Source organism: Sphingomonas bisphenolicum (assembly GCF_024349785.1).
Classification (GTDB): Bacteria; Pseudomonadota; Alphaproteobacteria; order Sphingomonadales; family Sphingomonadaceae; genus Sphingobium; species Sphingobium bisphenolicum.
Genome location: NZ_AP018817.1, coordinates 3670044 through 3683632, shown reverse-complemented (window position 1 = coordinate 3683632; position 13589 = coordinate 3670044). Strand labels below are relative to the sequence as shown.

Sequence of the window (13589 nt, the reverse complement as noted above, 5' to 3'; positions counted from 1 at the left end):
ACAGGACAGGCTTGTCGGGGCTCGCACCCATTCCCGTTATCCCGTGACATGACTGCCGCCGCCAGGCCAACAGTGGCGGCAGTCAGGTTTCAATCTATCCCGTTACTGCGTCCTTCCGCCAAGCCGTGCGATATATAGTGGATCAGCGGGTCGATGCCGGCGCCGGCGACATCGGGATATAAAGTGAGATAAGCTTCGGCATCGAACAGGCCACGACGGCGGAGGCGCCGTCGAATTTTTATCGAGCGCCAGGCGTCCGACATCAAAAACCACCAGCGCGGCCGGTCGTGCATGAGGACATAGACGGTACGCAGCCATTCGGCTTCGTGCGCATAGCGCTTCGCTTCCTGATTGGCGTCTTGCAACCGCGTCATCACTTTGATGATCTCGGACTGGGCGCGCGCTTCGGCGGTACGCGCGGCCATGCGATCGGATTCGGCGCGCGACAACAAGTTGCTTTCCGCAGCGGCCGCGCTGGCGGACAATCGCATGACCTGTTCGTCGGCTGCGGATAATTTGGTTTCAAGCTCCGCTATCTTGCCTTCCATGGCTTTCGCGCGCTCCATCCACCATCGCGCACCGGCGGATGGCGCCACCTGCTCGTCCTGCGCCGCGTCGGCCTGTGGCCGTGGCGATTGTTCCGATGATGTCGTTGGCGGTGCTTTCGACCGTGAGGTCGCTGCATCCGCTTCGGGGCGTTTGCGGCCCACCCTTTCCGGCGTACCGGGGATGTCTCGCTTCATCGCTTTGGGAATCGCGTCACCGCGATCGTTCTGCTTCAACTCTGCCTCCCTGCCTCATTCACGCGCTAACCTGATGTCATGGAGATCGGCGCGGCGCAACCGGAGAGGAAAGGCCGACACTTGTACGCGGCAGAAAATCTTTCCTATCGCCTTCATATCGACGTGATCGCGCAGCAGTAGATCGAATGCATATTGTCCGGGCGTCAAAGCCTGCCTATAGCTCGCGGGCCATAGATATTTGTTGGATCCCTATTCGCATGACCGCTACGAAGTTGAAGGCGCATTATGTCGAAAAGATCTGGGGAAGGTCGGATATCGCGAATTTGCCAGCTTCGCTCGACGGCAGGCACATCGGTGAGATTTGGTACGAGGGGGCAGCCGCAGCGCCTTTGCCGTTGCTCATCAAAACCATATATACGCGCGAGAAATTGTCTATCCAGGTTCATCCGGACGACGCATATGGGCGTAGCCATGGCGTCGCGGGCGGCAAGGAAGAATGCTGGTACATATTGGACGTCGAGCCAGGCGCGACCTTGGGTATCGGCACGATCGTCCCGATGGATGCCGAGGCGCTGCGCCACAGCGCGCTGAACGGCGAGCTGGAGCAGATGATGGATTGGAAGCCGGTGGCGCCGGGCGACTTCTACTTCATTCCTGCCGGGACCGTACACGCCATCGGGGCCGGAATTTCGCTGGTCGAGGTGCAGCAAAACGTCGATATCACCTATCGCCTCTACGATTATGGACGTCCACGGGAATTGCATCTGGACGATGGGGTGGCCGTCAGCAAGGCGGCCCCTTATTTGCGCGAACCCGTGCGCCATCCGATCGGCGAGACGGCTGCCTTGCTCGATGAAGGGCCGTTCAAGGTTCTTTTGCGCCATATGGCAGCGCGCGACACGCTCGACCTTGCAGGCCCGCAATATTGGGTGATGGCGTTGCGCGGGAAAGGCCATTTCGGCGAGTTCCCATGGGAGGAGGGGGATTGTTGGCTGGTAGAGGGCGGGGCATCCATCTCCGCCGACATCGCTTCGGATATTCTCATCGCTCATTGTTGATCGATTGCAGCTCCAGGCATCGCCAAAGTCGCGGCGGGAGCCATTTTGCCATGCGCGTGCAGGCATGTTAGTGGGGCCGATATGACAAAAGTAAAATTCGTGCAGACTTCAGATCATCTCTTTTACAAGAGAATGATGGATGCGACCTCGAAGACTGTAATAGCGTATTGCCGCAGTAACAATTTCGAATATGAAAGTTACACGGGCATTAAATTTGGTGGTATGCCGTGGCATGCGGCCTATAACAGGATCGCGCAACTCAAGGAAATTCTTTCCAGAGGCTATGATGGATGGGTTTTCTACCTTGATGCCGATGCCTATATAGCCGATCTTGGCTTTGATCTGCGTAATTTCCTTGCGGACAAAGCGCATTTTGCCGGGATTTTTGCGGGGTATCACTCTCCAGATGTGAGCTATACGATAAATTCCGGCGGGTTTGCGTTGAATTTCGCTCATCCAATAGCCCGTCAACTGGTTACGGACTATTTTCTATCTCTTGAACGTATCGGAAAAGGGGAGTTCAGCCGATCTTTGATATGGGGTGAGGATATCCCGGAAGATCAGTTGATGCTTCATCTGATTCTCAAGGATTATGTCGAGGAGCGTCACCTGGAACCTCATTTCATGTTCCAGCTTCCGGATCAAAGTCATGTCAACAATGGCCCATTCATAAAGCAAATCCTGCGATCGCATATCGGAGATTTTGAATCCCGATGCGCATATATCGAGGATGAAGTGGAAAAGGTGCTGTCGGGTGTCGGGTATCCGGCACTGTCAGCGCCCGGAATCTATATTCCCGCAAAGCATGAAGTCATTCGATCGCAAATAGCCAGGAAAACAGACTGCGGCCTCTCTGTCGATGGGCAGGTCGGCACTTTGTGTTTTGGTCCCTATATTGCTTTGGCGCCGGGGACATATTTGGCGCGTGCATTCGGTCGGGTCAGGTCGCTGCCGCGAGGCGGGCGTTTGCATATTCAGGGCGATGTCGTTTGCGACCACGGGCGGAATGTCCTCGCCGAAGGAGAAAATAGACTGGAGCAGGAAGGTTACGGCATATTGATGTCTTTGCCTTTTCAACTCAGTGAGCGGGCGGACGCGCTGGAATTCCGATTGAACATGCTCGACCCCGCCGGTTTGGATCTTCATGCGCTGCAGTTCCTGCCCGTGCGGGAGTAGGCATTTTTCGCGAAGCAGGCGTGCATCAGAGATTCTCGGGCGAGCGAGAATCTGATCCATTGCAGGATGCGACCATGATCGCGTGACGCGGAAGGTCTAGGCGAGTGGTAAGATTGCCAGAGCATCGCGCGATGGCGCTGGCATTTCTTGCGCCAAGGCCTGCCATCCTGACGGATCGAACTTGACGCAAAGAGTGCCGGGCCTGAAGTCAGGCGATCGACTGGCGTCTAGGCCCGGGCGGGATGCCTGGGCGCACGCGGGGGTGTGTTGCGGCCGACATTCCCGTCCGAAGCCATCACCGTATAAGGTCGATCATCCTCATGTTGACAGGCACTTGAGGCGAAGAGGGCGGCTGCGGCCGTGCAGTCACCTGTGGCGTAAAGGTTTGATCGGCGCTTGCCCATCCGATCGGCAATGTACATAAAGGAAGAATGCTGCATTCAAAGAGGCCATGCGCGTCTTGGGATTTCGGAGAGTATATGCCACAAAAAGAAAAAAAAGAATATATCTCAAACGATATAGTGGATTATGTCACATACTTATCAGGTAATGATACCGTTATTGTGTGGTTTGGTGGGATAAATGAACCATTTATGAGCGAGAATTTCGCCAATTCTCAGGATAAAGATATTGTTTTGTTGAGAGACTGCGGGAATGACTGGTATTCTACAGGCGTCCTGCCAGAGCATTCGTCGATCGAGGAGGGCGTGGAATTTCTCGATACTATTCTCGCCGATTATAAAAAGAAGATATTTTGCGGACAGAGTAGTGGGGGATATGCGGCTTTGCTGTACTCATGGCATTGTGATGCTGATTTATGTATTCCGTTCGCGCCGCAAACGAGCAATATGTTCAGCGGACAGTGTACGATGATTCCCCATGTCCCAATAGTCGATGTGGCAAAACTTCATTTGGATACGCCACGTCCCCATATTGTCATAAATGTGTCACGATCTGAGGCGGAGCATGAGGACGAGTTCTTTTGGGACGACTGGCGCCACATAAAGCGACTGGCGGCTAGTCCCTATGTGACGATCATTGACCATCCCTACCATGCCCATGCAGTGACCGTGCGTCTGCACCAGGATAGCCGATTATATCTGCTCGTCCGGAACCTCATCAATATCTACGCCTGATGGCTGCAGAGACGGGCCCGGCCGCGGCGTCGGCCTCCGATGGCGCGATCGCAGGCTGTCATCATCAGGTCGCCGACGCGCATGACCCGCATCGACGTCCGGCCATCGCCAGTATGGCGCAGGCTCGGCGCTTGCGGATCACGAGAGACTGCCGAAGGCGGGAAGGGTTTCTCGCGAGTAGGTTGGGGATAATATTCTCTTCTCCGGAAGATCGCGTTTTTGTGGCGTTGTGCTGTAATAGATACGGTCTTACGGAAGACTGGCGTGAGGAAGCCGCCAAGCTGAAGCGACCTGACAGAATGTCGGGTTCGGGCGCTGGCTATTCGCTTGGTTCAATTCAAGATCGACAGGAGCGGCTTGCGTCGAAGGGCGCGCGCCCTCCTTTCGGTGTCTGCTTGAACGGGTGCCGGCCAAACTCGTCCGACTTTCCTCATCGAATGGAGGGCATGACGTGATCGAAGAAGCTCGGGGCGAAAGCCACCATCGAATGAAAGCTTTGATTGTAAAAATCTCGGCGCCGGTTTTGGTCGCCGCCAAAAGGGGCGGACTGGCTGCTCAAATGCCAGTTGAGGTTGCGCCAGGCAAAAAAGATAGAAGGCAATTTAGTGCCCTGGAGGCGGTGGGGCGGCTTCTGTGCGGACTGTCCGCCCTGCTCGAACGAGAGATGCTGGACGGGGCCGTCGGGGCGATAGATATCTCGGATGTCCACAACCTGATTGGAGCCAGCGTCGACCCCGATGGCCCGCATAAACTGAACTTTTCAGACGGATTGCAGCCATTGGTGGACGCTGCATTTCTCGCTCAGGCCGTGTTGCGGGCGCCCCATGCGCTGTGGACAAGCCTGTCGCCGGATATCCAGCGCAATCTGGTGGACGCATTGCATCAGGCGAGAAAGATTGAACCCTATTACAATAACTGGCTTTTGTTTTCCGCGACAATCGAGGCCATGCTGGCGAAAATCGGCGAACCCTGGGATCCGGTTCGCATCGACTATGCGCTGCGTCAACATGAGCTTTGGTATGCCGGAGATGGAATCTACAAGGATGGCCCCCATCTGCGGTGGGATTATTATAATGGATATGTCATTCAGCCCATGCTGAGCGATATTCTTTCAGCCGTCGGTGCTGTCAATCCGCATTGGCAGTCGATGCGCGTCGCGCATTCCAGCCGCATGGCGCGATATGCCGTGGTTTTGGAACGACTGATAGGGCCTGATGGGTCCTTCCCGCCCATTGGGCGATCGCTTGCCTATCGTTGCGCTGCCTTCCAGCCGCTGGCGCAACTGGCGCTGCACGGCGAGTTGCCGGCTGCATTGCCGCCGGCGCAGGTTCGTTGTGCGCTTGAAGCGGTTATTCGACGGACCCTCGATGCGCCGGAAAACTTTGATCAAGAAGGCTGGCTGCGGTTGGGCCTTAATGGATCGCAACCCAACATGGCGGAAGGCTATATCTCGACCGGAAGCCTGTATCTATGCTCAACAGCCTTCCTGCCTCTTGGTTTGCCCAGCGAAGCGCCTTTTTGGAGCGATGCTGCCATGCCGTGGAGCCAGCGCAGCTTATGGGCGCACGGACAGGGCGTGGCTATCGACAAGGCGATGGACATGTGAGGTTGGCCCGCGAGTGGGGCGGACATGGCGCGACCCGGTGGGATAGTTTATGGCGCGCGGGATGGGCGCGATGGTGGACATGGCCAGGCATCTTTGGCTGATGATGAGGCCATTGGGAGAAAGGCGCGTCTTTCGACGGGAGGTTATTTAGTCATTGGCTTCTTTACGGAGGCATCCTGATCTGCGCGCCGCCGCTTCTGCTGTCCGATAACATCATCGATCTGACGCAAGGTTTTCGCCACGGCATCCGCCACTTCGGTTTTGACGTCGGTTGATGTGCGCGGCAGGCTGGGTGCGGCCTTCTGGGTTGGCTGAGCCTGCGTCCTGGTTCGCGACTTCACCTCTATGCGATCCAGGCGCAATCGGATCTCGATCATCGTCTGTTCCAGCGCGCCGATCCGCTTCGAGGCTTGGCCTATCGACTTTCCGGTTGCGGCGATGGAGCTGGATATATCCGCGATGCCGGCGTCGGCATAAGCTTTGGCTTCCAGGCCAGCCATTTGGGCCTTCGCCTCCGCGTCATGCGCGGCGTGACTCCGGGCGTTCATCGCGGCCAGTTGCGAATGGACTTCAAAACCGTAAGCCATGGCTTGCGTCATATCCCGCTGCGCCTGCGCGACGGTTTCCCGGCCGGCAGTCTCGGTTTCCCGGGCTGCCGCCTGACTATTTGCCTCGATCCGCTGTGAAAGATGCGTCAGTTCGGCCAGCTTGCCTTCCAGCCTGCGCACAGCTTCCTCGAGCGCGCGGTGGTTGCGGGCATCGGCCTGTTCCGCAAATCCCTGCAGAGCTTGATCAATGCGTGCATCGACGCGGTCGGCGAACGCGTTCTTCAGCCATGAAAAGAGACCGCCGCCCTCGCTCATATATTGCTCCAAACGCGCGGATCGGCCTTGAAGATGACGAGGTCGCGAATTTCGACCAGAACATCCTGCTCCACATGAACGCGCACTTCGGTCTGCCGGGTCTGCTCCGTGACGGTGAAGGGCATGTAGATGAACGAAGCGAGATCGTCGAACAGATCCTGTTGTGCGATGGCCCTTTCCGCGAGCAGAGGCTGTCCATCCTCATTGACATCGATAATGACGTTATTCATCTGGGCTGGACCCATCCGGCGAATGTAGAATCCAGCGACATACCTGCCGGGCTCAAGCGAGATATAAGGCCCGTAGCAAACTATTCCTGCTTCTCCGGTCGAAATGCGGAAGCCATCGTCAGAAATCCCGCCCACAACCGTCGGCAGTTGGCGTGCATTGGTTCGGAGGTAAGAGTTCACTGGCTATCCCCGTTAAGTAATAGACGTGGTCGGTAGCAGACCAATGGGGCGAGCGGCAAGTGCGTATTGGTCGCCGGCGCCGCTGTCGGGCCCGGTTGTTTCCGCCGTCTGCGCGTTCCGTTTGCCAGGTTTTTCAGGGCTGGACTGCGCCTCCATGGCGCGCAATCGCCGAAGGGCGATTGCGATGTGCGGCGCCACTCCTCGTGTGAACCGTCGGGCAGGGGCGCGTGCTGGCCACAATGTCTTTGGAGCGGCGAATTGGGCTTGATATTCGCCGTTTAATTGGTCCATCCTGCGATGATTGGATCGTCCAACCGGGTGTTTTGAAAGGGTCATATGGGTGTGAGGTGACCGCAAATTTGGACGGGCGTCAGTATAAAAAGCCCATATGGAGCGGAATCTCCATCGCCTAAACTTCTTATTTTACGGCTTGTCGATTTGATAAGTCATACTAGAAACATGACATTCGGTAGGGTGGCTAGCCGCTGTGATGATCGTCTGCCATTGGGTTTTGCGAGGAAATCTGGCATGTCGAAAGAGTGAGCGGAGGTGGGACGGTCCGAAAAGTTTCCGTGATACAGCTTCTTTTATGTCTTCATGACGCTCCATCATTCCAGGCGTATTGGCACGCATAGGGAGAGACTTTTTGGTTGAAAAACTTCGCCTTGAAACCGGCAGGAAGCCAGTTGTGGGACTGGCTGGCTTTTTTGGTTATGGCAATTACGGCGACGAATTGTTCGTCAGTGTTTACAAGCAATTTCTGCAAGACGACTTTGACTTGCGTTTTCTTGCCGACAAGCTGGAGCAGCCCTATTATTCCAGGCCTCCGCAGGATATGGTGGCGGAAGTGGATGCTATCGTCATCGGGGGCGGGGACATTATTCAGCCCTGGAATCTCGACGCGCGCTATTTCAGCAAGGAGTTTTTGAAAAAGCCGGTGTTCGTGGTTGGCGTAGGCGTTCCCATTCGGGCAAACACGAATAAGGGGAATGCCGAAAAGGACTGGATCGTTCAGAAGTACAAGAATTTTCTGCAACATCCCTCGGTCAAGATGATTCATGCCCGTGACGAGCAGTCGTGCAAATGGATCATGAGCAAAGCCGAGCCGGCCGTCGAAGTCATTGAATCTCCGGACTTGGTATGCTCTTTGAATCTGCCTCCCGTCGCGAAATCGGCGGACCAGAAAATCCTGGGCATCGTAACCCGCCAGCGACCTGATCTGGAAGATGACTATTCGCAGATTAACGCTCTTGCCGATCAGCAGCGCGCCAGAGGGTGGCGTGTCCGTCATATCATCCTGGGAACAGGCATTGTCGGCGTCCGCGACAGGGCGGATGCGGACGATATCCGCGGCGACAAGGAGCTGATCTACACCGAGTCATTGACCGAACTGACCGAAGCAATCGGCGGCTGTACGGCGTTGGTCAGCATGAAGTTCCACGGCACCGTTGTGGCAACGATGTACGGCGTTCCTTCGACCGTCTTGATCCCCACCAACAAGAACCGCAATTTTATGAAGAGGATCGGTCGCGACGACCTGCTGTCCAAGTTTGACGATCCTACCCTGTGTAGCCGTTTCGATCCCGAACCGGCGCCGCACGATCCCGTTGCGCTGGAAATGCTGAGAAGCCGGGCAACCGATGTCATGGTTAGTTTGCGACAGGGCTTGCATCGCGCGATCGGTTACTAAGGTCGCACGATATTGTTAATTGGGATGGGCGTGCGCGTTGAACGCGCACGCCTTTCAATCGGCGCGCTAAGGAGGCTGGTTTGATCGCTGGGCTGCGCTACGCCTCGACCGGATCATGATGACGACGGAAGCGGACGAAATTCGCGCCTTGGCTCGATCGGCCAGATTGACTCGCGTCGGCGTTTCCAGGCTGGCCGCAGATCGGCCCGGGCAACCCATCGTCATTTGCATTGTCCGCAACGAACTTCGACGACTCCCCTATTTTCTGGCCCATTATCGGCGGCTGGGCGCGGCACATTTCCTGTTCGTCGATAACGGATCGACCGATGGCTCGCGTGAATTCCTGGCGAGCCAGGCCGATGTCGATCTGTTCGAGATGCTGGATCCTTTCAGTGCTAAGGCGAAGCACGGGTGGATCATGCGCCTCGTGGAAGAATATGGCGACCGCTGGTACATGCTCGCGGATGCGGACGAGCATGCCGTCTTTCACGGGACAAAGAATCTGCAATCACTGGCTGCCGCTGCGGAACGATCGGGCCTGCGGCGGGTGCGGGGATTTTTGCTGGACATGTATAGCGACAAGCCATTGGCGATCGACCATCGTCGGTCCGACCAATCCTTTTTGCAGGCCTATCCCTTTTTCGATCCGGAAGGGTATCGCGATAACCGGCTGGAACTGCTGACCAGCCGAATGGGCGGTCCCAGGCAGCGGACCTTGTCGCGCATCAAGCCTGATTTCATGCCGGAAATGACGAAATATCCGCTGTTTCGCTTGACGGCAGATGAAACTCTTGTCAGCCCGCATTATGTCGATCCGCCGCTTCTGGGGGACGACCCATGCTGGATCGCGCTGTTGCATTTCAAGTTCGATGGCGATGCGCTTGCGCATATTTCGGATGCGATTGCGCGAGGGCAATATTGGCAAGGCAGTTACGAATATCGCGTCTATGATGAGGCGATTAGACGTTTCTCAGGATTCAGCTTCATGTATCCTGATAGTCGGCGTTACAGGGGGACGGCGGATTTGGTCGACCTTGGTCTGATCGAAGCGGTTCCGGTATAGCCTGGAAGGCGCTTCTTGACGGAAGCGAGACGGCCAGATTGGGCCGATAATATTGACAAGCGGTGGAGGAATGGTGGCTATTCTTGGCAAGCTGATTCGGGCGCTGGGGTGATGATGAGGAAGGTAACAACTGAAGAGGGCCTGCTGTCGGCCCCCCTTAACGCCGTCATGCCGCGATCCAGTCGCGTCCAAGCGCTTTTTTGGCAGCCGCAATATGCCAGAAATGATGTCATATTGTGGCATATCCCCTTTCTGTTCTGGGTGTTGGAGCTTTCGCGTCCGCGCCAATATGTCGAAATCGGCGTGGGCGAGGGCGTTGCCTATATGGCCGCATGTCAATGCCTTCACCGGGTGCAGCCCGACGCCCGCTGCGACGCTGTGGGAACCTGGGCCGGGGAGGGCGATGTCGTCGACGCGCCAGCAAAGCTGGTTTCCCGTAATACGGATTTATACGGTCATTTTTCCCGCATCCTGACCGATGGCATCGGGCGAGGCGACAGGCATTTCGCCGCCGCTTCCATCGATTTTCTTTTGATCGACATGGTCGCGACTGCCCGGGCGGGCTTGACCGCGGCTACAGTCATCGAAACGATCCAGGAAAAATGGCTGGGCAAGCTGTCCAATGAAAGCATCATTCTCGTCCACGGAACGGCGCAGGCAGAGGGGGATGTGGCCGCTTTCATCGACGGAATGTCGGCGCGTATGCCCACTATTCAACTTCCGGGCGGGGAGGGGATGACCGTCCTGCTCTACGGGAAGAATGTGATTGAACAGCTAGGCGACCTGGTATCGCTGACCGAGGATCATCCGGAGCATCAGGCGCGCCAGGCATTCATAGAGATGTTCACCCGTTTGGGCGCAGCGAATTATTACGAAATGTCCAGCCAGTCGCAGGAAGAGCGGGCTTCCTCGGCCGGTCGCCATTTCGAAGAGCTGAAGGCAGAATATGAAAAGCTTGCGGAGCAACTGAAAGACAGCCGCGCCCAATATGAGGGGCGTCACCGGCAGATCGCCAATTTACAGGCCAAGTCCTTCGATCTTCAAATCGCCGAGGAAATGCGGAGAATCGAGGCGGACCGTCTGAAATATCGTCTCAAAAAAGCGCGCGACGAAACCGGCCGGCTGCAAGTGCAACTGGATGAGGGCGCCGCCTCGATCCTGCAGTTGCAGAATGAGTATGAAAAGGCGCAATCAGAATTTACCGAACTCAAGACGGTGGCGGTAAGGCGCAAGGGGCAAATTGACCGCCTGTCGGAGGAGTTGACGGCTTTACGGACTGAGCGCGATGATCTGGAAAGTCATCGAAAGGCGGAGGAAGCCAAGGCCCGGGAAGCGCACCAATCACGCCAGGCCGACCAGTCCAAATTGCTGGAGCTGGAGAAGCTGTTTGCCGAGCGCGGTGGACAGATTGCGCAGCTCAAACAGAATTTGACGCTGTTGAACGCCGAGCGGGACGACCTGCTGGAACGTCAACAGGCCGACGCGAAGGCGCTACAGGCGCTGGAGGCCGCGCGCGAGGCCGATCGTTCTGCGTCGGTCGACCTCAAGGCGGCGTTTGATGACCGGAGCGCGGATGTCGAGCGCCTGTCGCAAGAGTCGAAAACGCTTCGTGCCGAGCGGGACGACCTGCTGGAACGTCAGCAGGCCGACGCGACGGCGCTCCAGGCGCTGGAAGCTGCGCGCGAAACCGATCGCTCTGCCTTGGCCGAGCTCAAGGGGGCGTTTGATGGGCGGGGCGCGGATATCGAGCGCCTGTCGCAAGAGTCGAAGACGCTGCGTGCCGAGCGGGACGAATTGCTGGAGAGCAAACAGGCCGACGCGACGGCGCTCCAGGCGCTGGAGGCTGCGCGCGAGACCGATCGCTCTGCATTGTCCGATCTCAAGGCGGCGTTTGATGATAGGATCGCGGAGGTCGAGCGCCTGTCGCAAGAGTCGAACACCCTGCGCTCCGAGCGGGACGAACTGCTGGAGAGCAAGCAGGCCGATGCGGAGGCGCTCCAGGCGCTGGAGGCCGCACGCGAGACCGATCGCTCTGCATTGGCTGACCTCAAGGCGGCGTTTGACGAGCGGGGCGCGGATGTAGAGCGTCTGTCGCAAGAGTCGGCGACGCTCCAGGCCGACCGTGCGGGTCGCGAGATGGCATATGCCCAGCTTGAAGAGGCGCAACAGTCGGCGATATCCACGGTTTCCCAGTTGAGAACGCTGATTGCGACCCATGAAGGAGAGTTGGTGCGCCTGTCCGGGGAACTGGCCGAGGCTCAGCAGCGCTGCACGATTTTGAGCGAGCAGCGGGACGTTGAAAGAGCCGCGCACGCCCAGGCGATGGAAGAAGGGCAGGCATCTTTCCAGGCGGCGTCCATGCAATATGCGGACTCGATCGGCGGTTTCGAAGCCGATCTGGCAAAGCACCGAGACGACAATGCCAGGCTGCAGGCGGAATTGACCAAGGCCGCCGAGGATATGCAGTCGCAAGAGCTCGCCGCACGCGAGGAATTTTCGCGTCAGCTTAAGGGGACAAAGATTCTTTTGGAAGACCTTGCGCATAGCGAGAACCTCCTCTTGTCTTTGAAGGTCGAGTTTGGCGAGCTTAAAGACCAATTGGCGGCGGCTCAGCAAATGAATGCGGAGGTGCAAGCCTATCAGGCCAGGATTGCCGAATTTGATGATATGCTCGCGGAGCGGGATGCCCAAGAGGCCGCGACGCGCGAGGAACTGGCGAGGCATCTCGAAGGGACGAGGGCGCTCCTGCAGGCGATGGAGCAAAGCGAAAATGTTATCCAGGCGCTTTCGATGGAGTTGCGCTTCGTTCAGGACAAGCTCGTCGCTGCTGAAGAGGCGCAGGCGGAAATAGATGCCCATCGGCCAGCCGCAACCGGCAGCGACTATCGTGAACTGGAAGCTCTTGAGTTGGCCCTCCACGACGCATTGAGCACACGCGACAGCATGGTTGCCACGATCCAGGGCGAGTTGGCGCTGCAGATTCAGGAGACGGAAGCGTTGCGCGAAGCCCTGATCCAGTTCGATACCATTACCCAAGCGTTGAACGCGGAAATTGATTATTTTCAGCAGCGGTCAACCGTCGATCTGACTCAGGAGCCTGCCAATTCCAATTGGGAAAGCCCAAGATATCAGCGCGCTTCACGGCTTACTCTCTGGAACGCTGCGCTTGCGCAGGGTGCTTCCTGATGACCGCGATAGAGGGAGGCTGGCCCGCATTGACGCTTCCGTCCATGGAAGCGGAATTCTTGCGGGAGACCTATGATAAGGCGCGCGTCATCCTCGAATATGGATCGGGTGGTTCCACCGTGCTGGGGGGCAGCGCGGCGGGGAAGCTCATTTTCAGCGTCGAGACGGACCGTCAATGGGCACTGTCACTGCAGCGCCGCTTCGACGAGGCCGACCTGCCGTCGCCGGTCATCATCTATCATGTCGATATCGGCGAAACGGGCGCATGGGGACGCGCCAAGGACGACAGTTCCTGGCGTAAATTCTATCGGTACCCGACGTCCATCTGGACAGAAAATTTTTTCCGGCATCCCGAAGTCGTGTTAATCGATGGCCGTTTCCGGGCGGCCTGTCTGGTCAACGCTTGTCTTCGTGCCAAGCAACCGATGACCGTTCTCTTTGACGATTATGCCGATCGTAAAGCATATCATGCTGTCGAAGCGCTTTTGAAGCCTTCGGACATAATAGGGCGTATGGCGGTCTTTCATATTGAGCCGCAGGAATGGCCTGAATGGACGACAGACCTTTTGCTCGAACTATGTACGCACGCTACATTTAGTTCGGATAAGGTGGACTATGATCATGTCCCTGATTTGCCCATTTTAAAATAAAATCTTTC

Annotated in this window: 11 protein-coding genes; 8 read left to right on the top strand and 3 right to left on the bottom strand. The window is 57.0% G+C overall.

All coding sequences use genetic code 11. The features are described from left to right. Positions 1-89: 89 nt before the first annotated feature. Positions 90-782, bottom strand: coding sequence for a hypothetical protein (locus SBA_RS18255; RefSeq protein WP_261935433.1), 693 nt, complete (start codon positions 780-782; stop codon positions 90-92). 146 nt (positions 783-928) lie between these two features. On the opposite strand from SBA_RS18255, the gene SBA_RS18250 reads away from it, so the two are divergent. From SBA_RS18250 to SBA_RS18235, 4 genes are all read left to right on the top strand, one after another. Next, positions 929-1801, top strand: coding sequence for a class I mannose-6-phosphate isomerase (locus SBA_RS18250; protein WP_315975787.1), 873 nt, complete (start codon positions 929-931; stop codon positions 1799-1801). An 81-nt stretch (positions 1802-1882) separates the two neighbouring features. Beyond that, positions 1883-2977, top strand: coding sequence for a hypothetical protein (locus tag SBA_RS18245; protein WP_261935432.1), 1095 nt, complete (start codon positions 1883-1885; stop codon positions 2975-2977). A gap of 479 nt (positions 2978-3456) precedes the next feature. Next, positions 3457-4113, top strand: coding sequence for a hypothetical protein (locus tag SBA_RS18240; RefSeq protein ID WP_261935431.1), 657 nt, complete (start codon positions 3457-3459; stop codon positions 4111-4113). A 451-nt stretch (positions 4114-4564) separates the two neighbouring features. Then, positions 4565-5719: a DUF2264 domain-containing protein gene (locus tag SBA_RS18235; RefSeq protein ID WP_261935430.1), complete on the top strand. Its 1155-nt coding sequence runs from the start codon at positions 4565-4567 to the stop codon at positions 5717-5719. Positions 5720-5862: 143 nt separating this feature from the next. Here the strand turns inward: SBA_RS18235 and SBA_RS18230 are convergent, their stop codons facing one another. Continuing rightward, a complete protein-coding gene (locus tag SBA_RS18230) occupies positions 5863-6582 on the bottom strand; it encodes a hypothetical protein (protein WP_224549741.1) in 720 nt (239 codons plus the stop codon). Then, positions 6579-6992, bottom strand: a complete 414-nt coding sequence (locus tag SBA_RS18225) for a hypothetical protein (protein WP_224549742.1) — start codon at positions 6990-6992, stop codon at positions 6579-6581. The genes SBA_RS18230 and SBA_RS18225 overlap by 4 nt, the downstream gene beginning before the upstream one ends. Before the next feature lie 646 nt (positions 6993-7638). Between SBA_RS18225 and SBA_RS18220 the strand changes: the two genes are divergently transcribed. The 4 genes from SBA_RS18220 (at position 7639) to SBA_RS18205 (ending at position 13581) form a co-directional block, all read left to right on the top strand. After that, complete coding sequence (locus SBA_RS18220) at positions 7639-8682, top strand: polysaccharide pyruvyl transferase family protein (protein ID WP_261935429.1); 1044 nt, start codon at positions 7639-7641, stop codon at positions 8680-8682. Positions 8683-8797: 115 nt separating this feature from the next. After that, positions 8798-9745 carry a glycosyltransferase family 2 protein gene (locus SBA_RS18215; protein WP_315975786.1) on the top strand — a complete coding sequence of 316 codons (948 nt, stop codon included), beginning with the start codon at positions 8798-8800 and terminating at the stop codon, positions 9743-9745. Between the two features lie 111 nt (positions 9746-9856). Beyond that, on the top strand, positions 9857-12931 hold the full coding sequence (locus SBA_RS18210; RefSeq protein ID WP_261935428.1) for a hypothetical protein: 3075 nt from the start codon (positions 9857-9859) through the stop codon (positions 12929-12931). Then, complete coding sequence (locus SBA_RS18205) at positions 12931-13581, top strand: hypothetical protein (protein WP_261935427.1); 651 nt, start codon at positions 12931-12933, stop codon at positions 13579-13581. Before SBA_RS18210 ends, SBA_RS18205 begins: the two co-directional genes overlap by 1 nt. Positions 13582-13589 lie beyond the last annotated feature (8 nt).

Bases quoted from the DNA above. Each gene is read 5' to 3' on its own strand.
- SBA_RS18210 (WP_261935428.1), top strand. From the start codon at position 9,857: ATGATGAGGAAGGTAACAACTGAAGAGGGCCTGCTGTCGGCCCCCCTT.
- SBA_RS18230 (WP_224549741.1), bottom strand. From the start codon at position 6,582: ATGAGCGAGGGCGGCGGTCTCTTTTCATGGCTGAAGAACGCGTTCGCC.
- SBA_RS18205 (WP_261935427.1), top strand. From the start codon at position 12,931: ATGACCGCGATAGAGGGAGGCTGGCCCGCATTGACGCTTCCGTCCATG.
- SBA_RS18245 (WP_261935432.1), top strand. From the start codon at position 1,883: ATGACAAAAGTAAAATTCGTGCAGACTTCAGATCATCTCTTTTACAAG.
- SBA_RS18215 (WP_315975786.1), top strand. From the start codon at position 8,798: ATGATGACGACGGAAGCGGACGAAATTCGCGCCTTGGCTCGATCGGCC.
- SBA_RS18250 (WP_315975787.1), top strand. From the start codon at position 929: ATGCATATTGTCCGGGCGTCAAAGCCTGCCTATAGCTCGCGGGCCATA.
- SBA_RS18240 (WP_261935431.1), top strand. From the start codon at position 3,457: ATGCCACAAAAAGAAAAAAAAGAATATATCTCAAACGATATAGTGGAT.